Below are 25,166 nucleotides of genomic sequence, written 5' to 3' on the forward strand. Positions count from 1 at the left end.
CATGTCCGTACCTGTTCGTCGTCGTGCAGGTGGTCGCCGCCCTCACCCGTGGTGACCTGGCACTCATGCCCTGAGCTCGGGCATCAACCGACACTGGGAACCTCTTGCTCCTTGCTCAGCAAGATCCCGCGTGGTCCGAAACCGGACGCAGAGTAGAAGCCGACGGCGTCCTCGTTTGGAGCGAAGATGCCGGCGTAGATGATCGAGATACCGCGGTCTGCCGCAGATCGCTCCGCTGCTGCGACCAAAGTTGACCCCACGCCGCAGCCACGATGTCCGTCCAAGACCACGGTGTGGATCTCGGCCGCGCGACGGGGCACCAGGATCTGGTGATCTGGGGGCTCTGCCAGCAGGACCAGCTCTGCCATTCCCACCACCTCGCCCGCCACCTCTGCGACCGAGATCAGTACCTCGGATCCGTCAGCGAGTACCTCCTCGAAGTGCCTCCGCACCGCTTCGGCATCGGGAACCCGATAGATGTCGGGTGCGAGCTGGATGTGCCGTTCGGCATTGGCCACGCGCAGACGGACAAGAGCGGGCACGTCCCTGCTTCTGGCGGGCCGGACCAAGATCGACATGAGCTAGAGCTTCCCACCGGATCGATCTGGTAGCAAGGTGCCCACCAACTCACGTAGGGGCAAACGTTGCCTTGATGCGGCACTAGTGCCCGATCACTCCCCGCTCAGTCTCCCGAGCGCCGTTGGGGAGCCGACCTGCTCACCAAGCTCCCTCCGCACCAGCGATGCTGCTCCTGCGGGTGGGTGTGGCGTGCGCGGGGTGCTCACATCCCGTACGCCGTCGGCCCAGGCGGAGCCGGGCAGTCGCTGCCGGTGGCGTCCAGGTCGTTCGCACAGTGGCACGCTCCCCCAGGACCTGGGTGCGTTTCCCCCTGAGGCCGCATAGCCTCTGCTGGCCCGCACAGTTGTCGGGCGGGGTTCGAGGGAGGGACGCCGGTGCGGCGGCGAAGAGCGATCAGCAGGCTGAGGGACGCGGCTTGGGTGTCGGCACCAGTCGGGTTGGCCCTCCTGGCAGGGACCGTCGTGTATACCCTCGCGAACTACAGGATGGCCACCGTCATGGGCGACTCCATGAGACCGACGTACCGCCAGGGCGATCAGCTGTTCATCGAGCGGATCGACGCGAGCGAGATACGCCGGGGCGATGTCCTGCTCATCGACGCACCCGAGCACTACCAGGGGAGGCCGATGCTGCGGCGGGTCATCGGATTGGGCGGCGATCACGTGGCGGGCGAGGGGAACCGGGTCACGGTGAACGGCAGGCCGGTCGACGAGCCGTATGTGGGGGACGGCGAAGAGGACCTGACGGTCAGCCCGTACGACGTGAAGGTGCCGGACGGGCGGTTGTTCCTGCTGGGGGACCATCGGGCGAACGCCAACGACTCACGTTTCCACCTCAGCGAGCAGTCAGGCAGCGTCGCGGCCTCCGGAGTGCAGGGGCGAGTGGTGGAGGACTCCGCCGTGCCGACGGTGTTGGTGACGCTTGGGGGCCTCGGGATCGTGCTGACCCTCGCCGGTATCGGAGGCTACGCAGTCAGACGGCGTGCCGGGAGGTCGCTCCCGGCCGTGGCGCCATGGCCTGTGGGCTGAGCCCGGCAGATGCCCCGGCCTCCACATGGGAGGCCGGCAAGAGCCTTTGAGGCTCGGGGACGCCGACTTCTGGCGTGAAGCGGCCGAACGCCTTGTGGCCCCCGGTGCCACCCCGGTGGCCGGGGGCCGCCGCCAGCCACGTCGGGACGAAGAGGCCGCTGGGTTCACAACCCCGCCACCGCAACGCGGTTCTCAGCCGGAACCGGCGACGACCTGCCCGATGACGGAGAAGCGCTGCTCGCACTCCGGGCAGGTCGCCTCACCGAAGGCATACGTCAGGGCGCGGGGGTCGGCCGGGGCCTGACCGTCCCGCCCCTCGGCGGCACGTTCCAGCAGGGCCCTCAGACGGTCGGGATCGGCGTCGTCCGCGCGGGGAACAGCAGAACTCGTCGTCATCTGCGGCATCCAAGCAGACATCAGCGGGGCCTGGCGGCCGTCACCGGCCACGATGGCGAGCGGAGCGCCGCCCGGTCGTGATCAGGATGTGGTCTTCGGCTGCGGCCCGCCGCCCTGGGCGCGCAGTTGCTCATTGATGCGCTGGGCTTCTTCGAGCTGGTCTTCGAGGATGACGATGCGGCAGGCGGCCTCGATGGGGGTGCCCCGGTCGACGAGTTCGCGGGCGCGGGCGGCGATGCGGAGCTGGTAGCGGGAGTAGCGGCGGTGGCCGCCTTCGGAGCGCAGGGGGGTGATCAGGCGGTGTTCACCGAGGGTGCGGAGGAAGGCGGGGGTGGTGCCGAGCATCGCGGCGGCCCGGCCCATGGTGTAGGCGGGGTAGTCGTCGTCATCGAGAGGGGTGACGGGACGGGTACTGCTAGGGGGCATAGGCCTCTTCTTCCAGGGGACGCGTCGGGGGGCCCGGATGCCGTACCGGCACCCGGGCCCCGAGCTTTCAACACCATCTACCGGCGAACTGCGCCGGCCTTCTTTGTCCGCAGGTTCCGCCTGGGAGGGCGGGGCTGCGGGGATCGCGGTTGCGTGACCGGGGACCACCTTCCAATCCGGGGCCTGCGGTACCCGGGCGGACTTCTTCCTCGCCCGGGCGATCCTGATGGCGTTCTGCTCCTTACCTTCGGTTACTCGGTTGTACTGCTGGATACCGCGGGTACTGCTCGCGGCCCCGAGGGGCCGTTTTCTGCTTGACCTGCTTGAACTGCTTGACCTGCTTGCACGGCAGTTTCGTATCTGTCGTGCCCTCTTCGACTTCCTGGGTACGACAAGAACGTTAGCCCCATGACGAGCCAATGTCTACTGCCGTCATGACAGATTTGCTTCGAGGGCGATCTACGGGATTCTGTTGCACATGCATGCGGAAGAGTGCCCGTCCTCGGCGTGGGCGCCCCTCACGGTGAGCGCCGTGGCGGCATCCGGGGCTGCCGTCGTGCCTGTGCTGGTCAGGGGCGTCAAGCTGCAGGCCGGACGGTTGCGGCGCATGGTGGTGCCATGGACGAGCAGCCTCCTGTGGTCGTGTTCCCGCCGTCGACCGACGGCGGGCGGCAGGTGACGATCCACGGCAAGCGCGTGGGCGTCGCCCACAGCCTCTTCGATGTGTTCGAGCTGCTCCACGACGCCGGACTGCCCTCGGAGGACCGCGCCATCGACGACCCGGAGCTGATCGAGTGGCGTGGCGGCGGGCCGTACGACTGGAGCGACACCGCGTAGAGGCCGCAGAGCGGTCGCGGCGGCCGGGCCGCCCGGCCGTGCCCGTCGGCCTCCCTCCATGGAGTCGGATTCCGGAGGTGTCCGGTTCCCGGGTCCCCTCCCGGGACCGAAGCACCGGAAGCGGGTGGCGCAGCACGACAGCACACGGGCCGGCCACCGCGCCCCGGCGGCCCGGCCCGGCCGTGCGTCCCCTCGCACCGCCTCGGGTATCTCCCGGACAGTCCCCACGGCGACCGGTCCGGACACCGGCGCGCCGCATCCACTGGAGGTGGAGAAGCATGGCCGACATCGGCGGGCTGGAGCCCGTGGCAACCTTCTGCGGAAACTGCAACTGCGGCTGTCCCCAACTGTTCGTCGACCCGAACGCCCCGGCCGACCGCCGGATCGTGCTGACCGACGACTTCGGTCAGCGTGTCCAGATGAGCGCCGACCAGTTCTCCTCGCTCGTCGACGACGCCAAGAACGGCAGGCTGGACGGCGTCGCCCTGCCCTGACAGGCGGCGGACGGGCCGGGAGCCGTAGACCGGTGGCAGCGTGTCCGTGCCTCGCCGTCACCGTCCCAGCGTCAGCGGGATCGTGTCGACGATCACCGGCCGTCCGTCCTTGGGAGAGTCGTACGAGGCGATCAGCCGGCCCGTGCCGGTGTGCGCGGTCCGGTACGGGACCGTCACGTCGAAGGTGCCGCGGGTGCCGGTGCCGGAGGTCGCCGTCACATACGGGTAGGCGACCGTCGTCCCGGCGGCGTCCCTGAGCCTCAGGCGGAACGTCGCCTCGAACGTGTTGGCGCTGCCCCACACCCGGACCGGGCTGTGGACGGTGTGGCCGATCAGCGGCGACTCCACGAGGACGGCGGGGGTCAGATCCTCGAAGTCGGCCCGGCCGACCGGCTGGTGCACATCGACCCCCTCCCCGCCCAGCGCGGTGACGGGTTTGCCGTCGAGTTCGAACGCCACCTTCCGGATGGACGGGAACTGGGTGGCGGTGAAGACGACCTGGGCGATCCGTGCCCGCATGGAGAGGCTGCCGCCGCCGTCGTCGTAGCGCCCGGAGAGATCGACCGTGGCGACCTTGCCGCGCACGGCGACGGAGTTCAGCGTGGTGCCGCGGGGGATCGCCGTGGTGCGCTCGTACCGCTTCTCAAAGGTGGTGGGCCCGGCCAGCAGTGCGCGGAGGGCTCCCGCGGCCGTGCTCGGGGAGGCCGCGCTGCGCGGCGCGGGCGACACATGCTCCCCGTGCAGGAAGTAGGCCGAGACCCGCACCTGGCGGGGCGCCCTCCCGGCGGGCGTGGTGGTCGGGGTGGCCCCGGTGGACGGGGTGCCTGGGGTCCCCTTCTGCGAGCCGCCGCCGTCGCCCGGCGTCTGCGATGTGCCGCCGCTCGTGCCGTCGGTGGTGGCGGGCGAGGTGTCCGGCCCGGTGCCGGCCGTGCCCCCGTTCCCGCCCCCGCAGCCGGCCGCCAGCGAGGCGACGAGCAGGGCGACGGTGGCGAGGGCGGCTGGACGGCGCGGGTGCGTGCCGGTCCGTCCGGCGGACGTGCTGGCGTTCATGGCGGCCTCCTCCGACACCACCAGCCAACGCCCGCACCGGCTGGCTTCCCAGGGGTCGTCCGGCCCGGACCGGAGGTCCGTACGGCACCGGTGTGACGGCGCGCCGACAGGCCCGGGTCGCGGCCCCTCTTCCGCCGTGCCCGGCGGCGCGGTGCCACGACGCGCGAGTGCGGGCGAAGAACGGTAGAAGTGGGGAGAGGGCCGACGCGGCAGGCCCGGCCTCCGGGCCTCGTGGGCCCGGTGGCGTCATCCCGCGGCCCGGGCTTCCGCGGGGGAAGAATGGGCGATGATCGACATGCACGGTGCCAGCACACCCGGCAACGGCTCCGGCATGCCCCCGGACCCGGCGGACCCGGCGACGGCGGTCGTGGACGCCCGGGGGATCGTGACGGCGTGGAGCGCGGGCGCCGAGCGGCTGCTCGGCTACCCGTACCAGGAGGTCGTCGGGCACCCCGTGATCGATCTGCTCGGTTCGGACGCAGACGTCGCGAAGGGGTATCCCGCGGCTCTCGACGGCCGCGGCGGGACGACCCCGCTGCGGCACCGGGACGGCCGGCGCGTGGAGGTGCGGCTGCGGGCGTATCCGTCGTTCGACGGCGAGGGCAGGGCGCAGCGCCTCATCGTGGTCACGGCGCCGAAGCAGCCGCCGGACCCGGCGGCGGCGGGGGAGGCGTTCACGCAGTGCCACCTGCCCCTGATGGTGTACGACCGCGAACTGCGGGTCGTGCGGGCGAGCGCCGGTGCCACCCGCGAGCTCGGCCTCACCGAGGAGCAGATGCGTGGCCGGCGTGTCACCGACGTCCTGCCGCCCCACATGTGCCGGAGGGTCGAGGAGGGCATGCGCCGGGTGTTCGAGTCGGGGCAGCCCGAGGAGTTCCAGCTGCGGGGCAGCGCCCGGCCGGCGGCGCTGCCGAGGATCTGGGCCGTCACCGTGGCCCCGGTCACGACATCGGCCGGTCAGGTGCCCCACGTGCAGCTCTCAGCACTCGACGTCACCGCCGAGTACTGGGCCCGGGAGCGGCTGGCCCTGCTGAACGACGTCGGTACGCAGGTGGGCAGCACCCTGGACGTGATGCACACGGCCCAGGAGATGGCCGATGTGATGGTGGCCCGGCTCGCCGACTTCGTCACCATCGACCTGCTGGACTCCCTGTTCCGCGGGGTCGAGCCGGTGCCGTCCGCCTCGGGCACCGTCGCCCTGCGCCGCGCCGCGCAGCAGTCCGTCCTGCCCGGTGCGCCCGAGGCGGTGATCCAGCCGGGGGACGTGGACTACTACCCGGAGTCGGCACCCCCCGCCCGCGTCCTGGCCACCGGCCGGCCCTCGCTGCACCGCACGCTGGACGAGGCCATCAGGAGCTGGCAGGTCGCCGACCCCGAGCGGGCCGGGGTGGTCTGGCGGTTCGGAATCCACTCGATCATGGTCATTCCGCTGCGTGCCCGCGGCATCACTCTCGGCGTGTCGGTCATCGTCCGCCATCAGCGTCCCGAGCCCTTCGAGGACGACGATCTGCTGCTCGCCCAGGAGATCGGCGCACGCGCCGCCGTGGCCGTGGACAACGCCCGCCGGTACACCCTCGAACGCAACACGGCCCTGGCCCTGCAGCGCAGCCTGCTCCCCCGCCGGCTGGCCGCGCAGGACGCGGTCGAGGTCACGTACCGCTATCTGCCCGCCCGCACCCGGGCCGGCCTCGGGGGCGACTGGTTCGATGTGATCCCGCTGTCCGGCGCCCGGGTCGCGCTGGTCGTCGGGGACGTGGTGGGCCACGGCCTGCGCGCCACCGCCACCATGGGACGTCTGCGGACGGCGGTGCGCACCCTGGCGGACGTCGACCTCCCCACGGAGGAGCTCCTCGTCCACCTCGACGACCTGATCACCCATCTGGCGGCGGAGGAGGAGCCCACCGCGGAGCCCGAGGCCGACATCGAGGTCTCCACCGACCTCATCGCCACCTGCCTGTACGTCGTCTACGACCCGGTCTCGCGCCGCTGCACGGCCGCCAGCGCGGGCCATCCGCCGCCCGCCGTCGTCACGCCGGACGGCACGGCCGACTTCGTCGAGGTCTCGCCCGGTCCTCCGCTGGGCGTGGGCGGTCTGCCCTTCGAGGCGGTCGAGTGGGAACTGCCCCAGGGCAGTCTGCTCGCCCTCTACACGGACGGCCTCATCGAGGGGACCAAGCACGACCTCGGCAAGGGGCTCGCGCTGCTGCGCCGGTCCCTGGAAGAGCCCGCCGCCTCGCTGGAGGACGTCTGCGACAACCTGATCCGCGATCTGCTCCCGGCGCAGCCCCAGGACGACGTCGCCCTGCTCGTCGCCCGTACCCGGGCCCTGGACACCGGCCAGGTCGCCACCTGGGACCTGCCGTCCGACCCGGCCGCGGTGGCCCGCGCCCGGGCGGAGGCCCTGGACCGGCTGTCGGGGTGGGGACTGCAGGAGGTGGCCTTCACCGCCGAACTGGTGGTCAGCGAACTGGTCACCAACGCCATCCGGTACGGCCAGCCCCCCATCCAGCTACGGCTGATCCATGATGCCGCGCTCATCTGCGAGGTCTCCGACACCAGCAGCAGCGCCCCGCATCTGCGGCGGGCCCGCACCTTCGACGAGGGCGGCCGCGGGCTGCTGCTCGTCGCGCAGTTCGCCGAGCGCTGGGGAACGCGCCACCACGCGGCCGGGAAGACGATCTGGGCGGAGATCGAGATACCCCGCACACGGAGGTGACGGCGACCGGGAGGGCCGTGACCGCAACCGGGACCGTGGTGACCACGGCCCGGCCGGCATGACGGCTCCGGGCGCCTCCGGATGTCTGCGGATGTCTGCGGATGTCTGCGGGTGTCTGCGGGCCCCCCGGGTGTTTTCGGGCGCCTCCGGGTGTCTGCGGGCGCCTCCGGGTGTCTGTGGTGTCCCCAGGCGCCTCCGGTACCTCCGGGTGGTGTCTCCCGGCGCCGGTGGGCCCTCCGGGTGGTGTCTCCCGGCGCCGGTGGGCCCTCCTCTTCTTGACGAACTCCTGACGCCCCGGCCGCATCCGCTGATCCTTCCCGCGGTGTCCACTTGGTTGTCACTCATCGACACCCTGAGAGGGAAGTGAAGTGCCATGGAAGGCACCGTCGTCGCGGTCGTGCTGGTGGCCGTTCTGGCCCTGCTCGTGTTGCGCAGCGGAATGCGGGTCGTGAACCAGGTCGAACGCGGGGTCGTGTTCCGCTGGGGGAAGGCGCTGCCGCACCACCGGCAGCCGGGCATCACGTTCCTGATCCCGTTCGCCGACCGGATGCGGAAGGTGAACGTGCAGGTGGTGACCCTGCCGATCCCGACCCAGGAGGGCATCACCAGGGACAACGTCTCGGTCAAGGTCGACGCCGTCGTCTACTTCCGGGTCACCGACCCCGTACGGGCCTCGATCGAGGTCCAGGACTACATGTTCGCCGTCGGGCAGGTCGCCCAGTCCTCGCTGCGGTCCATCATCGGCAAGAGCGACCTCGACGACCTGCTGTCCGACCGTGAGCGGCTGCACGAGGGGCTCGCCCTGATGATCGACAGCCCGGCGGCCGGCTGGGGCGTGCACATCGACCGGGTCGAGATCAAGGACGTACAGCTGCCGGAGTCCCTGAAGCGGTCCATGTCCCGGCAGGCCGAGGCGGAGCGCGAGCGGCGGGCGCGCGTCATCACGGCGGACGGCGAGTTCCAGGCCGCCCAGCAGCTCGCCAACGCCTCCCGCATCATGTCGGACACCCCGGAGGCCATGCAGCTGCGGCTCCTGCAGACGGTCGTGGAGGTGGCGGCGGAGAAGAACTCGACGCTCGTGATGCCGTTCCCGGTGGAACTGCTGCGGTACTTCGACCGCGCGGCCCGCAGTCTCGGCCACGAGGAGGGTGACGGGAAGGCGGCCCCGGCGGCGGGCACGGGCGCTCCCGCCGGTGACCGGGCGGCGGCCGTACCGGGTGCCGCGCACGACCCCCGCCTCGGGGAGGTGCCGGCCCCCGCGCCCCAGCCGCACACCGATCAGGCGTGAGCCCGACGGCGCCCGCCCGGCGAGTGGGCCACCGGGCCGACGCGCGGCGGGCGCCGTCCGCGGTCATGCACGGCGGCCTCGGACGGTCTACTCGGTTCGCCCCGGCGGCGGTTCACCCCGCGACACCGCCTCGGTCCCGGCCGGAGCCCGCGCCCCCGGGCGGTGAACTCCCCTCACTTCGGGGACCGTTCACCCGGACGTCCCGTTCCCCCGTGGCCCCGGGCCCGCCGCCGGGCCCACGGGGCCGGCGGCGGTCCGCCGCCGCCAGCGACAGCGTCACCGCCAGCGACCCCGCCGCCATCACCGTCATCGCCGTTGCCGGCGAGGTGAGTTGGGCCACGGCCCCGGCCAGTGCCGCGCTCACGCCCTGCAGGGTGAGCATGCCCGCCGAGTGCAGTCCGAGGGCGTGACCGCTCAGTTCCTGAGGCGTCAGGGACATCAGACGTTCCTGCTGGATGAGGCTCGCGCTGAACCCGACCGAGGCCAGTGCCGCGCAGGCGGCCGCCACGGGCACGCTGGGGTGCAGGGCGAACGCCAGGTAGGGGGCCGCCAGAAGCAGCAGGAACGGGATGCCGAGGCGGCGGCGCAGGGCGGGCGGAAGCAGTCGGCCGGTCGTGACGTCCCCGACGAACATGCCGAACGCGGCGCACGCGAACAGCGCGCCGGCGCGGTCGGGCGCGTAGGAGACGTACAGCGACTCGCAGCCGACCACCAGGCCGTTCGGGATCCACAGCAGGAGGTACGTGGTCCGGCGCGGCGGTGACGACCACAGCAGCGCGTTGGTGCGCCACGTCCGCGCGACGGACGGACTGCCGGAGTCCCGGGGCGGACGGCGGCTCAGCCCGCATCGGGTGCCGACGGCCCCCACCAGGTACAGCGCCGCCGCCGTCAGCAGGGTTGCGCGCGGGGACAGGACCGCGATCAGGACGCCGCCGGTCGCGTACCCGGTGATCTGCATGAGGCCGTTCATCATGTTGAAGACCGAACGGCCCAGCAGATAGCCGTCCTTGGGCAGGATCTCGTTCAGCAGGCCCCAGCGCACCCCGCCGCCGAGCGACTGGACCAGGCCGAGGAGCAGCAGCAGCGCGAAGACCGCCCCGACCGGCAGGCCGGGCGCGGCCATCGCCGCGGTACCGGCCGCGAACACGCACGCGATGCCCGCCATCGTCGCGCGCGGCGGCAGCCGGTCCGACGCCGACAGCAGCGTGGTCGCGCCCACGACCTGTGCCAGCTGCGGGCCGAACATGCTCACCGCCGAGAGCAGGGGCGAGTCGGTGGCCCGGTACACCAGCGTGCCGAGGGCCGGGCCGCCGAGCGTCGAGGCGGCCGTCTGGAGCGCGGTGGACAGGAAGAGCGGGGTGAACTCGCGGGTGCGGAAGAGGTCGGAGTAGCTGCGCATGCGCGGAGTCTGAGCGGGCGCCCAGGGCGGCCGTTAGTGTTTCGCGTACACGCGAAACGACAGGAGGGGGCTGCGGCCGTGGGCCTGTGGTACGTCAACGCCGACACCCTCGCCGGGAGCCGTTTCGTCCTGTCGCCGCTCGCCGAGGTCTTCGCGAGCCTGAAGCTGCTGCACGCCGGCGCCGCGTCGCATCCCGGGGAGCGTGCATGGCTCGGCGCCCACCTGCCCGGCTACCGCCGGCGACTGGCCGCCGACCCGGTCACCGCGCTGCTCGTCCGCAGCGGGCTCGGCCGGGAGTGGATCGCCGACTTCCTCACGCCCACCCCGGGGGACGAGGAGAGCTTCGAGGAGGGCGTGGAGCGGGTCCGCGCGGCCTGCCCCGCCGAAGCCCGCGCCCACCTCACCGTGTCGCTGCGCGGCCCGCTCCCCGCCCGGCTCGACCGCGACGACCTGCCCGCACGCGCCGCGGACCTGCTGACCTACGTGTGGGCGGAGGCCGTGTCGCCGTACTGGGACCGGCGGCGGCGCGTCCTGGAGGCCGATGTGGTCGCCCGGACGGCGCGGCTCGGCCGGGGCGGCTGGGCGGCCGCGCTGGACACCCTGCGGCCGGGCCGGACGCGCTGGCTCGGCGGGAACCGGCTCCAGGTCAACCTGCACGAGTACCCGCCGCGTGAGATCTCCGGGGCCGAACTGGTCTTCGTCCCCGTCACCCCGCAGACCGGGTGGGTGTCCTGGGAGGAACCCGACCGGTACGCGGTCGTCTATCCGTGCGCGGGCGCGCTGGCCCACGGTCCGCAGACGGCGGTGCCGACGAGCCTCGGCTCGCTGCTCGGGCCGGCGCGGGCGCGGGTCCTCGTCCTGCTCGACTCTCCCATGAGCACCAGCCACTTGGTCGCCGTGACGGGGCAGGGGCTCGGCTCGGTGGGGCGGCATCTGAAAGTGCTGCTGGAGGCGCGGCTGGTGGAACGCCGGCGGGCGGGGCGGTCGGTGCTGTACTCCCGTACGGCGGCCGGTGAGGTGCTGGTGACGGCACAGCGGGGCTGACGGTCCGTCATGGCCCTCATGCGCCGGGGGCGCCGCGACTGTCGCGGCGGGTTAGCATCCGCTCCATGACGACTACGGACAACAGCGCGGGCCCGGTCCTCGATGTGGAGATCGGCGCCTTGCAGGGCGGTTCCGCGAACCTCTCCCAGTACGCGGGCCGGGCCGTCCTCGTGGTGAACGTGGCCTCCAAGTGCGGGCTGACGCCGCAGTACGCGGGTCTGGAGCGGCTGCAGGAGCGGTTCGGGCCGCGGGGGTTCACCGTGCTCGGGGTGCCCTGCAACCAGTTCCTCGGGCAGGAGCCCGGCAGCGCGGAGGAGATCGCGGAGTTCTGCTCGGCGACGTACGGGGTGACCTTCCCGATGACCGAGAAGACCGAGGTGAACGGGGAGGACCGGCACGCCCTGTACGAGCGCCTCGTCGGCTTCCCGGACGGCGACGGGTACAGCGGGGACATCCGCTGGAACTTCGAGAAGTTCCTGATCGGGAGGGACGGCCGGATCGCCGCACGCTTCTCGCCGCAGACGGAGCCGGAGACGGCACAGGTCCTGGAGGCGGTGGAGAAGGCCCTCGGCTGAGGTCCCACGGAACCCCCGGGACCACCGGAACCCCGGAACCCCCGGGACCCGAGGCCCTGAGGACCGCCGCGGGCCCGCTCCCGGTGCGGCGGACCGGGCACCCGGTTGACCTTGCCCCTGGGGCAGACGGCAGCGTTCCCGTCGCCGGGCGGAAGGCGCCCGGCGACGGAGGATGGCAGGGTGAACGACGATCTGCTCACCATCGGCGCGTTCGCCGCCCGTTCGCGGCTGTCGCCGAAGGCACTGCGGCTGTACGACCGGCTGGGGCTGCTGGCGCCCGCACACGTCGACGAGGCGAGCGGATACCGCTATTACCGCGCCGACCAGGTCGGACGGGCCCGTACGGTGGCCCTGTTGCGCCGCCTCGACATGCCGCTCGCGCGGATCGCCGAGGTGGTGGAGGCGAGCGAGTCGGACGGCGTACGGGCGTCCGCGCTCCTCGCCGGCTACTGGGCCGGGGTCGAGGAACGGATCGCCGCGCAGCGGACCCTCGCCGACTACCTCCGTGGACGGCTGTCGGGAAGGAGTTCCGAGATGTACGGGAAGTTCGTGGTCGAGACGGTGGACGTGCCGGAGCAGGTGCTGATCACCGAGACACGGCACACGCTGGCGGACGAGCTGCCGGCCTGGATCACCGCGTCGCTGGGCCGGCTGGAGGAGGCGGCGAAGGGGTGCGGCGGGGTGACCGGGGCGCCGTTCGTCGTCTACCACGCGGAGGTGTCGCAGGAGAGCGACGGTCCGGCGGAGGCATGCGTTCCGGTGGCCGACGCGGCGGCGGCACAGGCGTGGGCGCAAGGCCGGGGGCGCGCGGGCGAGAGCCGGGTGCGGGTGGAGCCGGCGCGGCGGCTCGCGTACACGCGGATCGCGAAGGCGCAGGTGGCGCATCCGCAGATCCTGGCCGCCTTCGAGGCCGTGGAGGCGTGGGTCACGGAACAGGGGCTGGAGCAGGCCGGGCCGTGCCGCGAGGTGTACTTCGCGGACTGGGGCGCGGCGGGCCCCCAGGACCCGGTGTGCGACGTGGCCTTTCCGGTGAAGTGATGTGAGGGCGTGGCGAGGGGGCGTCCCCTCGCCACCGCCTCACCGCAGCTCCTCCGGGCAGGGCGTGCCCCGCGGCAGCTGGTACGGCGCCCCCAGGCGGTAGACACCCGGCCGCGGCGCCAGCAGTTCCGTCCACTTGTCGCCCGAGGCGTCCTCGGGGGTCTCCATCAGGCAGCCGTTGACGTTGTCGAAGGTCTTCGGGCCCTTGGCGCGGTGCTTCGACTCCGTCGTCTCCTGCGGCGGCTTGACCCCCTTGCCCTGCGCGTCGACCAGGCCCAGCCACGGCGAGTACGGGACGCGGATGAGGACGCGGCCCGCCTTCCTCACCTCGATCGTCAGCTCGCCCTGCTCCGCCCGGTCGACGACCGCCGGGGGATCCGCCAGCGGCGTGGGGTCGGTCACCGCGAACAGCTGCCAGTTCGCGTCGCCCCAGATCTGCCGGAGATACGGCATGCCGCGCTGGACGAGTTCGCGTTCGCGCTCGCCGCCGTCCCCGTCCGGCTCGTCCTTGGGCAGCACCACGTAGTGCACCGCCCAGCGCTGCAGCCACATGTGGTAGTTCGCGGAGTTGAGCGTGTCGTCGTAGAAGAGCGGGTTGCGCTCCATGTCGGCCTGACGGTTCCAGCCCCGCGCCAGGTTGACGTACGGGGACAGCGCCGACGCCTCACGGTGCGAGCGGGCCGGGACCACCTCCACCCGGCCCTTCTCCGCGCCCACCACCTGGAGCTGGTTCACCAGCGGCGCCAGTTCGCGCGCCCAGGACGCCGCCGGCGTCGTATGGACGATGTCGTCCACCGTCTTGAAGCCGATCCAGCCGGTGAAGCCCGCGATCGCGATCACGGTCGCGTACCACCGCCGGCTGCGCGGCGCCGTGAACGGCAGCGCGGCGACCAGCACCACCCCCGCGAACAGCATCGGCAGCCGGGAGATGTTCGTGCCGATCTGCGAGCTGATCAGCCAGACCAGGAGCACGGACAGCCCGTACACCGCCGCCGTGGCCCGCACGGTCTTCCACTCCTTCGGGACCAGCACGAAGACCAGCACCGCGTACAGGAAGGGCAGGATCACCGAGCCCCACGTCATCGGCTGCGTACCGGAGAACGGGAACAGCAAGGCCGACAGCGCGACCACCAGGGACGGCGCGAGGCCCAGCGCCCAGGCGCCCGGCCGGCGCTTCTGCAGGAACAGCGCCACCGCGACCAGGCCGACGAACAGGCCCGCCACCGGGGACGCGGCCGTCGCCACCCCGGCCAGCGGCGCCGCGCACAGCGCCTTCGCCCAGCGCCTGTAGCGCCAGCGGTAGGGCCAGCAGAACACGACCGCCGTCGCACCCAGCGCGAACATCGTGCCCAGTCCGAACGTCACCCGACCCGAGATGGCGTTGCACAGCAGCGCGAACACCCCGGCCAGGGCCGGTCCCCACGGCTCGCGCACCGAGCGGCTGCGGATCAGTGTCAGCGTCAGCAGGCCCGCCGCGACCGTCCCCGCGATCATCATCGTCGTACGGACGCCGAGGAGCGACATCAGGTACGGCGACACCACGCTGTACGACACCGGGTGCATGCCCCCGTACCAGGCGAGGTTGTACGCCGAGTCCGGGTGCCGCCCCACGAACTCCGCCCAGGCGTCCTGCGCCGCGAGGTCACCGCCGCTGTTCGCGAACGTGAAGAACCAGACGAGGTGCAGCACCCCGGACAGGACCGTGACGGACAGGACGGGGTGGCGGCGGGCGAGGGCCGCGCCACGCGACGACCTCAGCCGGGTGAGCAGGGCACGCGAACGGGGTGGCGCCGCCGTGTCGCCGGCCGGGGGCCCGGCACCTTCACCGGGGGCCGCGGCGGACGGCAGCGGCGTCGCCCCGGCGGGCGCGCGCGGCGGTATTCGCGGGCCCGAGCGACGGCCCGGATCGGCGTCGTCGGCGTGTGTCGGCTCCGCTGTGGCCACCTGAAGGCACTCCCCGTGTCCCGATCGTGTTCTCGCCCCGTGTCTTCCGTTCTCACCCCGTGTCCGGCCCCCCGCAAGAGGTCCGTCAGCGGTTCACCGGGGTCCTTTCCGGGCGGCTCCCGGGCCGGGCTCCGCGGCTCACGGCCTGCCCCGGTCTCGCGACGCTAGCACGCACCCCGCGGCGGGCTCCCGGGGTGGGGCTCCGCCGGCGGCTCCCCGGGTGGGGGCTCCGCCGGCGGGGCGCGCCGCGTGGCAGGGGACCTCGCGGCCGGCGGTTCAGCCCAGTCGGGTGAACTTCGCTCCGTAGCCCGGCTCGGTGAGGTCCTTCTGCAGGGCCACCGGGACCCGGACCGCCGCGCCGCTGCCGTCACCGACGGTGAGCGTGCCGACCTTGGTGCCGGCCTTCGCGGTGTGCGGCACGTCGTCGGCGGCGAAGGAGAGCTTCACCCGGAGCCCGGCCCAGCCGACGGCGGTGACGTCCTCCGTGACGGCGACCGGGGTGCGACCGCCGAGACCGTCGTCGACGTATCCGACGACGGCGCCCTTCTTGAGGATCTTCGCCGAGGTCATCGCGTCCCGCGCGGCGAGCATCGCGGTCTTGCTGACCGCGTTGACGGTGTCGATGATCGGCGCCTTGTGCTGGCCGAGGATCGCACCGACGACGGTGACGGTCTCGCCGCCGACCTGCTTGGTGGCGGCGAACAGGAGGTTGCCGCCGGCCGCTGTGGTGGTTCCGGTCTTGATGCCGATCGCGCCGTTGTACGGGACGAGGCGGTTGTAGTTCTGCCACTTCTGGCCGGAGGGGTCCTGCCAGTCGGGCAGCTTGGTGATCTCCATCAGGGCCGGGATCCTCACCAGCTCGTTGCCGAGCTTCACCTGGTCCCCGGCGGTGGAGACCGTGGTCTCCTTCAGGCCGGAGGGGTCGGTGTACGTGGTCCCCGTCATCCCGAGGCTCTTGGCGGTGTCGTTCATCTTCTTGACGAACGCCGCCTCGGAACCCGCGTCCCAACGCGCCAGCAGCCGCGCGATGTTGTTCGCCGACGGGATCATGATGGCCGACAGGGCCTGCCTCTCGGTGAGCGTGTCGTTTTCCTTGACGGTGTTGAGCGTGGACTCACCGTCCTTGTCGTAGCCGCCCTCCTTCTCCGCGGTGGCGTCGACGGTGATCTTCGCGCCCTCCTGGCCGGCCTTGAAGGGGTGGTCCCGCAGAACGATGTACGCCGTCATGGCCTTGGCGACGGACCCGATGGCGACGGGGGTCTGCTTGCCGAAGTTCCCCATCGTGCCGATGCCGTTGACGTCCATCCAGCCCTGGCCCTCGTCCGGCCACGGCAGCGAGACCTTGCTGCCGTCGAAGGCGTAGTTGTCCTTGGCCGTCAGCGCGAGGGTCGGAGCCGGCAGCGGGCGTACCGCCTGCACGATCGCAAAGACGATCAGCAGCAGTACGACGAGCGGCGTCCAGATCTTGATCCGCCGCACCAGGGTGCGGACCGGGGTCTCCGGGGGCGGCGGGGTGTTCGTCAGTTCGGCGAGCAGATCCAGCGGCGGCTTCGGCGGCAGCGGCTGCTGGGTGGTGCGCTCGGGGCCGACCCGGGGCAGTGCGGTGGTCGCCTCGGCGGGGCCGGCCTGGGGCTTCGGCTTCGGCGCGGCCGGCTCGTCCAGCGGCTTCAACGCGACGAACCTGCTGGTGCGCTCGGAGCCGGACTCGGCCGGGGGCTCAACGTCCGGCTTCCGCGGGGACTTCACGCCGGAGGCCGGGCCGCCGGGCTTCGCGTCGGCCGGTGCGGATGCCTTGGCCCACGCGGGGGCGGGCTTGCCGTCCGTCGTGCCGGGTGCCTTGTCGGGTGCCTTGTCGGGTGCCTTGTCCGACGGTGTGTCCGAGGGTTTGTCCGACGGCTTGTCCGACGGCTTGGCGGCGCCCAGCTTGAGCATGGTCGTGGGCTGGTCGACGGCGGGCGCACCGGGACGCCTGCCGCCGGGTGCGTCGGCAGCCTTGCCCTTCTCCGGGACTACATCCGCCTTGTCTTCTTCATCCGTCTTACCCGCTTCGCTCGTCTTGCCCGCCTTGTTCGGCGGCGTTGCGTCGCCGAGCTTGAGCATGGTCGTGGGCTGATCCACGGCGGGCGGGCGTACGGCCTTGAAGACGGCGGTGGGCTGGTCGACAGGGGGCTTGGGGGCACCCTCGGACTTGGAGGCGTCCGCCTCCCTCCGGGGCTCGTCCTCGGGCTCCTCGGTGGACTCGTCCTCGGGCTCATCCGTGGACTCGTCCTCGGGCTCGCCCTCCGGCTCCTCTTCCGCCGCGGGCCCGCCCTCGGGAGCGGCCTCAGGAGCCGGGCGCTCGCCCGCGCCTTCGCCTTCGCCCTCGGCTTCGGAGTCGTCCTCGCCCTCGGCCTCCCCGGAAGCCGCCTCCTCCGCGCCGTCCGACGGCGACTCCCCGGAAGCGCCGTCCGCCGCAGACGCCTCGGACCCGGAGCCCGAGCCGGCCTCCGCGTCCCCGGCGGCGACATCCTCGGCGGCGTCCTCGGCGGCGTCGGCGCGCTCGGCGTCATCCACCGCGACGCCGCCCGCCCCGGCCGCGTCCGCGGCCGAACCGGCGGCCCCCTGGGCCTCCCTCAGCGCGCGCGTGGAGAACACCGCCGTCGCCTTGTCGGCACGCGCCTTCTCGCCGGCCAGCGCGAGACGGGGGTCACGGGCGGCCGTGGCCGGTTCCGGAACCGGAGCCCCGCTCCCCGACGCCGGCTCCACCGACGACTCGTGCTGCTTCGACCTGTCGGGGGACTCGCCCGCCACCGATGCCTCCTCCTTGCGCCACGCACCCGCTCGCGCGGCTTGCCGAACCGTGAACCGCCGCCGGACACTGCTGTCCGAACCATGTACCAGTGTCCTGTGTGAGGTATTGACCCCTGCGCTAGACGAGAACGACATACGTACCGGTTCCACTACATTCCGGTCACGCACCCTCGACAGACCAATGTGAGAGGGGTCACCCTGTCATTCATCCACGCGGGGAGGCATGGATGGGCAGGAGCCGCAGAACAATTCCGGAAGAGCTTCTGCTGCTGGCACTGGACCCGACAACGGGTACCACTGCGCAGCCGCAGTCGCTCGACCTCGGTCTGGCCGGAGCACAGCTAGTGGAGCTGGCGCTGGCCGGACGGATAGCCCCAGACGGGGATCGTATCGCCGTGGTGGCCCCACGGCCGACTGGAGATCCGACTCTGGACAGCGCGTTGGAGTTGCTACGAAGGCGTGGCGCTCCCGTACGGGCCGTCCACTGGATCGGCGGGCCCCGACTCGGGCTCCGCCAGACGTACCTTTCGCATCTGGAGCGGTGCGGCATGGTCCATGCCGTGCCCGGCCAGATGTGCGGGGTGCTGCCGACGACTCGCTACCAGGCGACGGACACGGCCATCAGCCGGGAGATCAGGGCCCGGCTGGACTCCGCGATCCGCACCGGCGTTCCGCCGGACCCGCGGACCGCGGCCCTCGCCGCACTGGCCCACGCGGTCGGTCTCGGCAAGCACCTGTACCCGGGCAACGAGGGACGATCGTCCCGCTCCCGGCTGCGGGACCTGATCAGGCACGACCCCATGGGCGGCCTCGTGGCGCACGCCGTGATGGACGTCCAGAACGGCGCCGCGGCACAGCCCCGCCGCGGTCCCGCCGCGCCGGGCCACCCGGGCAGGACCGCGGCGCAACCCGCCCGCGGTGTTCCGATGCAGCCGCGCCGCGGATCCATGGCACGCGTCGTGGCCCACTGAGCCGCAGTCCCACCGCCTCAGGAGCACGGCCTGCGGAGCGCGGCGGGGACACCGGCCGCACCAGTGGGTCCGGCATGCCGCCGACGCGGGAACCGGCATGCGCAGCCGTCCCGAGACCGGTTCGGGAGCCGCCGGCCCGCGCGGGGCGATGAGACCGTACGTCCGGACGACGACACGGCCTCACCGCCCCGCGCGGCCGCATGCGCCCCACCGGACGTACCCCGGCACAGGCGCGCGGTCGCCTTCCGGCCGAGACGGGCCGATTCCCTGCGGTCGCCGCATATCCGTTGTTTCCCAGCGGTAGGAAGCACCTTGGTGGCAATCTGCTCACCGGCAGATACGCAAAGCAGAGGCACGCAGCCGGAGGTGCACGTCCCGTGGCGTCCAATGTCAATCCCACCGTCCGGCGACGCCGGCTGGGCCAGGAGCTGCGCCGGCTCCGCGAGCTCAAGGGCATGACGGCCGAAGAGGTCGCCGAGCGGTTGCTCGTGTCCCAGTCGAAGATCAGCCGTCTGGAGAACGGCCGCCGCAGCATCAGCCAGCGGGACGTCCGCGACCTGTGCGGCGTGTACGAGGTCGAGGACCAGCGGGTCGTCGACTCCCTGATGGAGATGGCCCGGGATTCGCGCCAGCAGGGCTGGTGGCACGCGTTCGGGGACATCCCCTACAGCGTCTACATCGGCCTGGAGACCGACGCCGAGTCGCTGCGGGTCTACGAACCCCAGATCATCACCGGCCTGCTGCAGACCCGCGCGTACGCCGAGGCCCTCATCCAGGGCGCGCTCCCCGAGACATCGCCGGCCGACATCGACAAGCGCGTCCAGGTGAGGATGCGGCGCCAGGAGCGCATCGCCGCCGAGCACAACCCGCTCCGGCTGTGGGCGGTGCTGGACGAGGCCGCGCTGCGCCGGGTCGTGGGCAGCAACCTGGTGATGCGGGAGCAGCTGGAGCACCTCGCGGAGATGTCCCAGCTCCCGCACGTCACCGTGCAGGTGCTGCCGTTCGAGGTGGGGGCGCACCCCGGCCTCAACGGGCAGTACGCGATCCTGGAGTTCGCCGACGCGGCCGACTCGAGCGTGGTGTACCTGGAGGGCGTCACCAGCGACCTCTATCTGGAGAAGGCCCATGACGTGCAGAAGTACGCGGTGATGTACGAGCACCTGCGGGCGCAGGCCCTGAACGTGGACCAGTCACGCAAGTTCATCGCGGACGCGGCGAAGGAGTACGCCCGCTGAGCCTCCCCCACGGGGAAACGGCGGATCTTACACCAGCGCAAGCTGCGGGCGTAAGGTCCATCTGGAATATGCCATCCGGTCGAGTGAACAACCACTCCGGACAGGGATGTTGACGAGTAGCTTCGATCACGCCATCAGTGAAACACCTTGGCGCGAATCGCATCGCGGACGCCGACCGGCACCCGCGGCGCGGTGACAGCAACTCAGCAACTGGCTACCGGAGTGAACATGGCAGTTCGTCAGGGGACCACGGAAACGTGGACAAAGTCCTCCTATTCCACAGGAAACGGCGCGTGCGTCGAGGTCAAGTCGCCGACCGCGGCGGCCCTCGCCGTACGTGACTCCAAGGTCCCCGAGGGCCCCGTCCTGGCGTTTCCCGCCGAGGCGTGGAACGCCTTCGTGGCGTCGGTCAAGGCGTAAGACCACGACCGGCAACTCACCCGTACCACCGACAGAGCCCTCTCGACTGGCCGCCGTCCCGGCCGAGGGGGCTCGGCCCTGCCCGCCGCCGCCGCGACACCTCAGCGCAGCTCCGCCACGTACCGGTCGGTCCCCGGCACCGTGGGAATGAACGGCGCCACCAGTTCCACCCTCCCCCGTCCGCCCTCCGCCACCGCTTCCTCCAGCCCCGTGAAGTGCTCCTCCCAGCACTCCCTCGGGTCCGTCTGCAGGAACCACAGCAGGGTCAGTCGCGTGTCGACGCCCTCCACCTGCTTCACATACGTCATCCGGTCACCGGGCAGCGGGGTCGGCCGGAAGACCGTGACCATGGCCGCGGGGGAGCCCGCCAGGCGCCCCGGCAGATGGCGGGTGCGCAGCCACTCCAGCAACGCCGCGCGCTCCTGCGGGCCTTCGGCGTCGACGACCTGGAGGACCAGGCCCGCGTACGGATGGTCCAGGGCGTGGACGTCGCGCGGGCCCGCCGCGCCGTCCCGGTACACCGTCGCCTCGTGGTCCTGGAACGCGGTGAAGACATGGGTACGGTCGCGGTAGACCCGCGCGTCGCGGTTGAGGCGCTTGTTGATGGCGACCGTCCAGCGCATGTGGTCGTCGTAGCGGCCCTGGGTGATCCAGTACGTCGACAGGTAGCAGCCCGCCGTCACGGGCTGGGCGATCGCCGACTTCTCGGGGTAGCGCAGGAGTTGCAGCTCCCGGGTGGCGACCCAGCGGCGGCCGGCGTACATCCACGGCATGGCCATGGCGCCGGCGTAGTAGTGGTCGTCCTCGTACCAGCGGTTGTACGCGTACTCGTGTCCGGGATGCGGTTCCACCATGGTGATCAGGGCGTGGCCCGGGTGGACGCCGTAGGGCCCCACGGCGGCCAGTTCCGCGTACACCTCGCTGTGTGTGTCCTCATCCATGCCGTTCCCCTTCCGTCCTCGGCCGGTCGCCCATACTCTGACGCTCCGTCAGACAATGCGCCAGAGCGGGGCCACGGGGAAGGGGAGGTGTCCGATGACGCTGCTCCAGGGCAGGACCGTCGTCGTGTCGGGGGTCGGCGCGGGGCTCGGCCACCAGGTCGCGGCGGCCGTCGTGCGCGACGGCGGCAACGCGGTGCTCGGGGCACGCACCGAGGCGCATCTCGCCAAGACCGCCGCCGCACTCGACCCGGACGGCGCCCACACGGCGTACCGGGCGACGGACATCACCGACGAGGCGCAGTGCGAGGCGCTCGCCGCGCTCGCCGTCGACCGGTTCGGGGGGATCGACGCGGTGGTCCATGTCGCCGCCTGGGACAGCCACTTCGGCGGGCTGGAGGACGCCGACTTCGCCACCTGGCAGTCGGTCATCGATGTGAACCTGCTGGGCAGCCTGCGGATGACGCGGGCGTGCCTGCCGGCCCTGAAGGCGTGCGGCGGCTCGGTCGTGTTCATCGGCACGCAGTCGTCGGTGGCCGCGCCCTCGCAGGTGCGGCAGGCGGCCTACGCCGCGTCGAAGGGGGCGCTGACCAGTGCGATGTACTCGCTGGCACGGGAACTGGGCCGGTACCGGATCCGCGTCAACACCGTGCTGCCCGGCTGGATGTGGGGGCCGCCCGTCGAGGCGTACGTGCGCTTCACCGCGCACAGCGAGGGCGTGCCCGAGGCGGAGGTGAAACGGCGGCTGACCGAGCGGATGGCGCTGCCCGACCTGGCCACGGACGGCGATGTCGCGGACGCCGCGGTGTTCCTGGCCTCCGACCGGGCCCGGGCGGTCACGGGCCAGTCCCTGCTCGTGAACGCCGGCGAACTGATGCGATAGCCGCGCCGGCCCGCTCCGCTCCCCTCCGGGCCGCACGGGACCCGCATCCCGTAAGCCCTTTCCGCAAGCACGATCCCTCGGGTGTTCCCACTGGCGAAGTGCCCGCTCATGGTCCGTTCCGCGCCGCGAGCACGACAACCGCCGAACGGGTCAAGAGAAGGCAAAATCGTTCTGCTTTCTGATCTGCGTTCATATCCATGACCTTGAAAGGTCTTGACCGCCCGCTTGCCCGGCGGTTCAATCCCCGAAGTCCCCGCTCCCGCACGGGGGCGCCGCCCGTGTGCCCACCGGCGAAGTGCCGTCCGGTATCTGCAGGTTCACAAGGCGGACCCCTGGAGGGGACACATGAACGGTCTCGACTGGGCCGTCCTGATCGCGTACTTCGGCGTGATGACCGCGATCGGCGTCTGGTCCCACAAGCGCGTCGACGACGTCAGCGACTTCTTCACCGCGGGCGGAAAGATGCCGTGGTGGCTGTCCGGCATCTCGCACCACATGTCGGGCTACAGCGCGGTGCTGTTCACCGGCTACGCCGGCATCGCCTACACCTTCGGCATCACCTCCTACGTCACCTGGGCGCTGCCCATCGCCATCGGCGTGCTCATCGGCGCGAAGCTGTTCGCGCCACGCCTGAACCGGCTGCGCTCCCGGCTGCACGTGGCCTCGCCGCTGGAATACCTCAAGGACCGCTACAACGTGCCCACCCAGCAGGCCCTGGCCTGGTCCGGCATCCTGCTGAAGATCGTTGACGTGGGCGCGAAGTGGGCGGCGATCGCGACGCTGCTCAGTGTGTTCACCGGGGTCACGCTCACCCAGGGCATCATCATCACCGGCGGCGTCACGGCGGTGTACTGCACCATCGGCGGCCTGTGGGCGGACGCGCTGACCGAACTGGGCCAGTTCGTCATCCAGTTGCTGGCGGGCCTGGCGATGCTCGTCATCGCGCTGCACAGGATCTCCGAGCAGGGCGGCCTGTCCAAGGCGCTGGACTCACCGAAGCTGGACGGCCACGCGGACGGCTTCGCGGGCCCCTACCTGACGGTCTTCTTCATCGCGTACCTGTTCATCAAGCTGTTCGAGTACAACGGCGGCATGTGGAACCAGGCCCAGCGCTACATGGCGACGGGCAGCGCGCGGCAGGCGACGCGGTCGGCGCTGCTGTCGGCGGGCCTGTGGTTCGTATGGCCGGCCGTCCTGTTCATCCCGATGTGGCTGTCGCCGCTGCTGGTCACCGCGAAGAAGCCGGACGGTTCGGACGCGTACGGGCTGATGGCCGAACAACTGCTGCCGCACGGCCTGCTGGGCCTGGTGGTCGTGGGCTTCTTCTCCCACACGATGGCCATGTGCTCCTCCGACGCGAACGCGATCGCGGCGGTCTTCACCCGGGACGTGGCGCCGGTGGTCTCCGGGGCGGCGCGGGCGTGGACCGCCCGCGCGGGCCTGATCGCGGGCCGGGTCACGACCGTCGCCTTCCTCGGCCTGTCCATGGCGGTGGCCACCCAGGTCAACTCGCCCACGTTCAAGGACATCATCACGGTGGTCATCAAATGGGTGGCCGGGCTGATGGGCCCGATCGCGATCCCGTTCATGCTGGGCCTGCTGCGCCCGCTGCGCAGGTCGGGACCGACGGCGGCACTCGGCAGCTGGGCGGCCGGCCTGCTGGCGTTCTTCCTCGTCAACTACCACCCGGACTTCTCCCAGCGCACGGATGTGAAGCTGGAGTACCAGGTGGCGCTGCCCCTTGCGATCTCGCTGGTGCTGTACGTCCTGATCGGCCTGCTGAAGCCGGAGGACACACCGGAGAGGGACGCGATCATCCAGGCGGTGAACACGGACGGCGACGGGGCGGCCGTGTCCGTCACGGCCGAGGCGGACACCTCCAGCCCCTCCGGGGTCTGACGGCCCGGCGCCCTCGGGTACGGCCCCTACGCCCGGGGATACCTGGCCAGCCACCCCGGTGAGGACCCGCTCGGCCCGTGCAGCGCGGCGCCCTGCGTCATCTCGATGGCGAAGTCGTCGGCCAGCACCAGCATCGTGGGACGGCCCTCCAGTTCGGCCAGCCAGGCCGGCGGGAGGGCCGTCTCGCCGTGCAGGGCACCCAGCAGCCCGCCGGTCAGCGCGCCCGCCGCCGCCGACGGCCCGCCGTGGTTCACGGCCAGGCGCAGCCCGTGCCGGACGTCCTCGCCCACCAGCGCGCAGTACACCGCGACGGCCAGCACGTCCTCCGCCGTGCCGTCCCCGGCCAGCTCCTCGATCCGCTCGGCCGTGGGCATCCCCTGCCGCACCGCGCCCAGCGCGCGCTGCAGCGCGTCCGCGACCGGCTGCTGCCCCGGCCTCGGCGCGAGCAGCGCCAGGGCCCGCTGCACGGCCCCGTCCAGGCTCTCGCCGCGCGCCAGCGCGTGCACGACGACCGCGTACGCGCCCGCCGCGAGATACGCCGTGGGGTGCCCGTGCGTCTGCGCCGCGCACTCGACCGCGAGCTGCAGCACCAGCTGCGGCTCCCATCCGACGAGCAGCCCGAACGGCGCGGAGCGCGCGGCGGCCTCCGGCCCCCGCTCGCCGGGGTTCTTGGGCGCGTCGAGCGTGCCCATCGTGTCGTCGCCGAGGCCGAGCAGGCACGAGCGGGGCGGGGACCGGCGGGCGTACAGCCACTCCTCGCGGGCCAGCCACCCGTCGTCCTTGCGGCGCTCGTCCGGCCCCCAGTCCCGCTGTGTGGCCGCCCAGCGCAGATACGCGCGGTGCACGTCGGTCGGCGGATGCCAGGCGCCGGTGTCGCGGCGGACCTGGGCGCGGACGAGCCCGTCGAGGGAGAACAGGGTGAGCTGGGTCAGGTGCGTGATGGCGCCGCGCCGGCCGCGCCCGGACCCGAGGTCGGCAAGCCCCTCGTGACCGTGCGCCGCGCGGATCTCCGCCAGCGTGAGCCCGTCCAGGGGTGCGCCGAGGGCGTCGCCCACGGCCACGCCGAGCAGCGTCCCGCGCACCCTGCTGCGGAAGTCCTGCTGCTCGGCCCGGCCCCAGACGGCACCGGCTGTCGCACCCACCCATGCCTCCTCATGGCACCGTTCGCACGTCCGTCCAGCACTGTAATCGAACGGAGACGCTGAGTTGAGGGGGA

Annotated in this window: 22 protein-coding genes; 13 read left to right on the top strand and 9 right to left on the bottom strand. The window is 72.1% G+C overall.

The window, feature by feature from the left end:
* Positions 1-83: 83 nt before the first annotated feature.
* Positions 84-578 (bottom strand): GNAT family N-acetyltransferase, encoded by a 495-nt coding sequence (locus ACZ79I_RS17390; RefSeq protein ID WP_471498400.1) that lies wholly within the window; start codon positions 576-578, stop codon positions 84-86.
* Between the two features lie 462 nt (positions 579-1,040).
* On the opposite strand from ACZ79I_RS17390, the gene lepB reads away from it, so the two are divergent.
* Positions 1,041-1,607 carry a signal peptidase I gene (gene lepB, locus ACZ79I_RS17395; protein ID WP_471498401.1) on the top strand — a complete coding sequence of 189 codons (567 nt, stop codon included), beginning with the start codon at positions 1,041-1,043 and terminating at the stop codon, positions 1,605-1,607.
* A 192-nt stretch (positions 1,608-1,799) separates the two neighbouring features.
* On the opposite strand, the gene ACZ79I_RS17400 is transcribed toward lepB, so the two are convergent.
* Both ACZ79I_RS17400 and ACZ79I_RS17405 read right to left on the bottom strand, forming a co-directional pair.
* Positions 1,800-2,003, bottom strand: a complete 204-nt coding sequence (locus ACZ79I_RS17400) for a hypothetical protein (protein WP_471498403.1) — start codon at positions 2,001-2,003, stop codon at positions 1,800-1,802.
* Positions 2,004-2,084: 81 nt separating this feature from the next.
* Positions 2,085-2,429, bottom strand: coding sequence for a MerR family transcriptional regulator (locus tag ACZ79I_RS17405; RefSeq protein WP_471498404.1), 345 nt, complete (start codon positions 2,427-2,429; stop codon positions 2,085-2,087).
* A gap of 618 nt (positions 2,430-3,047) precedes the next feature.
* Here ACZ79I_RS17405 and ACZ79I_RS17410 point away from each other — a divergent pair.
* Both ACZ79I_RS17410 and ACZ79I_RS17415 read left to right on the top strand, forming a co-directional pair.
* Entirely contained in the window at positions 3,048-3,266 is a 219-nt protein-coding gene (locus ACZ79I_RS17410) for a hypothetical protein (RefSeq protein ID WP_471498406.1), read from the top strand.
* Positions 3,267-3,544: 278 nt separating this feature from the next.
* Complete coding sequence (locus tag ACZ79I_RS17415) at positions 3,545-3,760, top strand: hypothetical protein (RefSeq protein WP_471498407.1); 216 nt, start codon at positions 3,545-3,547, stop codon at positions 3,758-3,760.
* Between the two features lie 57 nt (positions 3,761-3,817).
* Here the strand turns inward: ACZ79I_RS17415 and ACZ79I_RS17420 are convergent, their stop codons facing one another.
* Positions 3,818-4,810: a GerMN domain-containing protein gene (locus ACZ79I_RS17420; protein ID WP_471498408.1), complete on the bottom strand. Its 993-nt coding sequence runs from the start codon at positions 4,808-4,810 to the stop codon at positions 3,818-3,820.
* A gap of 286 nt (positions 4,811-5,096) precedes the next feature.
* Here ACZ79I_RS17420 and ACZ79I_RS17425 point away from each other — a divergent pair, with 286 nt between their 5' ends.
* Both ACZ79I_RS17425 and ACZ79I_RS17430 read left to right on the top strand, forming a co-directional pair.
* Complete coding sequence (locus ACZ79I_RS17425; protein ID WP_471498410.1) at positions 5,097-7,526, top strand: SpoIIE family protein phosphatase; 2,430 nt, start codon at positions 5,097-5,099, stop codon at positions 7,524-7,526.
* A 373-nt stretch (positions 7,527-7,899) separates the two neighbouring features.
* Positions 7,900-8,814: a slipin family protein gene (locus ACZ79I_RS17430; RefSeq protein WP_471498411.1), complete on the top strand. Its 915-nt coding sequence runs from the start codon at positions 7,900-7,902 to the stop codon at positions 8,812-8,814.
* A gap of 112 nt (positions 8,815-8,926) precedes the next feature.
* Here ACZ79I_RS17430 and ACZ79I_RS17435 read toward each other — a convergent pair whose 3' ends face one another.
* Positions 8,927-10,213 carry an MFS transporter gene (locus ACZ79I_RS17435; protein ID WP_471498413.1) on the bottom strand — a complete coding sequence of 429 codons (1,287 nt, stop codon included), beginning with the start codon at positions 10,211-10,213 and terminating at the stop codon, positions 8,927-8,929.
* Positions 10,214-10,291: 78 nt separating this feature from the next.
* Between ACZ79I_RS17435 and ACZ79I_RS17440 the strand changes: the two genes are divergently transcribed.
* From ACZ79I_RS17440 to ACZ79I_RS17450, 3 genes are all read left to right on the top strand, one after another.
* Positions 10,292-11,257, top strand: a complete 966-nt coding sequence (locus ACZ79I_RS17440; RefSeq protein ID WP_471498414.1) for an ArsR/SmtB family transcription factor — start codon at positions 10,292-10,294, stop codon at positions 11,255-11,257.
* A gap of 65 nt (positions 11,258-11,322) precedes the next feature.
* Positions 11,323-11,832, top strand: coding sequence for a glutathione peroxidase (locus ACZ79I_RS17445; protein ID WP_471498416.1), 510 nt, complete (start codon positions 11,323-11,325; stop codon positions 11,830-11,832).
* Positions 11,833-12,012: 180 nt separating this feature from the next.
* Positions 12,013-12,870 (top strand): MerR family transcriptional regulator, encoded by an 858-nt coding sequence (locus ACZ79I_RS17450; RefSeq protein ID WP_471498417.1) that lies wholly within the window; start codon positions 12,013-12,015, stop codon positions 12,868-12,870.
* 39 nt (positions 12,871-12,909) lie between these two features.
* Here the strand turns inward: ACZ79I_RS17450 and ACZ79I_RS17455 are convergent, their stop codons facing one another.
* Positions 12,910-14,814, bottom strand: coding sequence for an MFS transporter (locus tag ACZ79I_RS17455; protein WP_471498419.1), 1,905 nt, complete (start codon positions 14,812-14,814; stop codon positions 12,910-12,912).
* Positions 14,815-15,090: 276 nt separating this feature from the next.
* Positions 15,091-17,604 carry a D-alanyl-D-alanine carboxypeptidase gene (locus ACZ79I_RS17460; protein WP_471498420.1) on the bottom strand — a complete coding sequence of 838 codons (2,514 nt, stop codon included), beginning with the start codon at positions 17,602-17,604 and terminating at the stop codon, positions 15,091-15,093.
* Between the two features lie 227 nt (positions 17,605-17,831).
* On the opposite strand from ACZ79I_RS17460, the gene ACZ79I_RS17465 reads away from it, so the two are divergent.
* The 3 genes from ACZ79I_RS17465 (at position 17,832) to ACZ79I_RS17475 (ending at position 20,230) form a co-directional block, all read left to right on the top strand.
* Entirely contained in the window at positions 17,832-18,575 is a 744-nt protein-coding gene (locus ACZ79I_RS17465; protein WP_471498421.1) for a GOLPH3/VPS74 family protein, read from the top strand.
* Positions 18,576-18,952: 377 nt separating this feature from the next.
* The gene (locus ACZ79I_RS17470) at positions 18,953-19,810 is read left to right on the top strand and encodes a helix-turn-helix domain-containing protein (RefSeq protein WP_471498423.1); all 858 of its coding nucleotides are present in this window, start codon (positions 18,953-18,955) and stop codon (positions 19,808-19,810) included.
* Between the two features lie 228 nt (positions 19,811-20,038).
* Complete coding sequence (locus ACZ79I_RS17475; protein WP_471498424.1) at positions 20,039-20,230, top strand: DUF397 domain-containing protein; 192 nt, start codon at positions 20,039-20,041, stop codon at positions 20,228-20,230.
* Between the two features lie 101 nt (positions 20,231-20,331).
* Here the strand turns inward: ACZ79I_RS17475 and ACZ79I_RS17480 are convergent, their stop codons facing one another.
* Positions 20,332-21,171 carry a hypothetical protein gene (locus ACZ79I_RS17480; RefSeq protein WP_471498426.1) on the bottom strand — a complete coding sequence of 280 codons (840 nt, stop codon included), beginning with the start codon at positions 21,169-21,171 and terminating at the stop codon, positions 20,332-20,334.
* 94 nt (positions 21,172-21,265) lie between these two features.
* Between ACZ79I_RS17480 and ACZ79I_RS17485 the strand changes: the two genes are divergently transcribed.
* Together ACZ79I_RS17485 and ACZ79I_RS17490 are read left to right on the top strand one after the other, a co-directional pair.
* Positions 21,266-22,051 (top strand): SDR family oxidoreductase, encoded by a 786-nt coding sequence (locus ACZ79I_RS17485; protein ID WP_471498427.1) that lies wholly within the window; start codon positions 21,266-21,268, stop codon positions 22,049-22,051.
* A gap of 345 nt (positions 22,052-22,396) precedes the next feature.
* Positions 22,397-23,950, top strand: a complete 1,554-nt coding sequence (locus ACZ79I_RS17490) for a sodium:solute symporter family protein (protein ID WP_471498428.1) — start codon at positions 22,397-22,399, stop codon at positions 23,948-23,950.
* 26 nt (positions 23,951-23,976) lie between these two features.
* On the opposite strand, the gene ACZ79I_RS17495 is transcribed toward ACZ79I_RS17490, so the two are convergent.
* Positions 23,977-25,092, bottom strand: a complete 1,116-nt coding sequence (locus ACZ79I_RS17495; RefSeq protein WP_471498430.1) for an ADP-ribosylglycohydrolase family protein — start codon at positions 25,090-25,092, stop codon at positions 23,977-23,979.
* Positions 25,093-25,166: the final 74 nt, after the last annotated feature.

The organism is Streptomyces sp. PSU-S4-23, assembly GCF_055632315.1.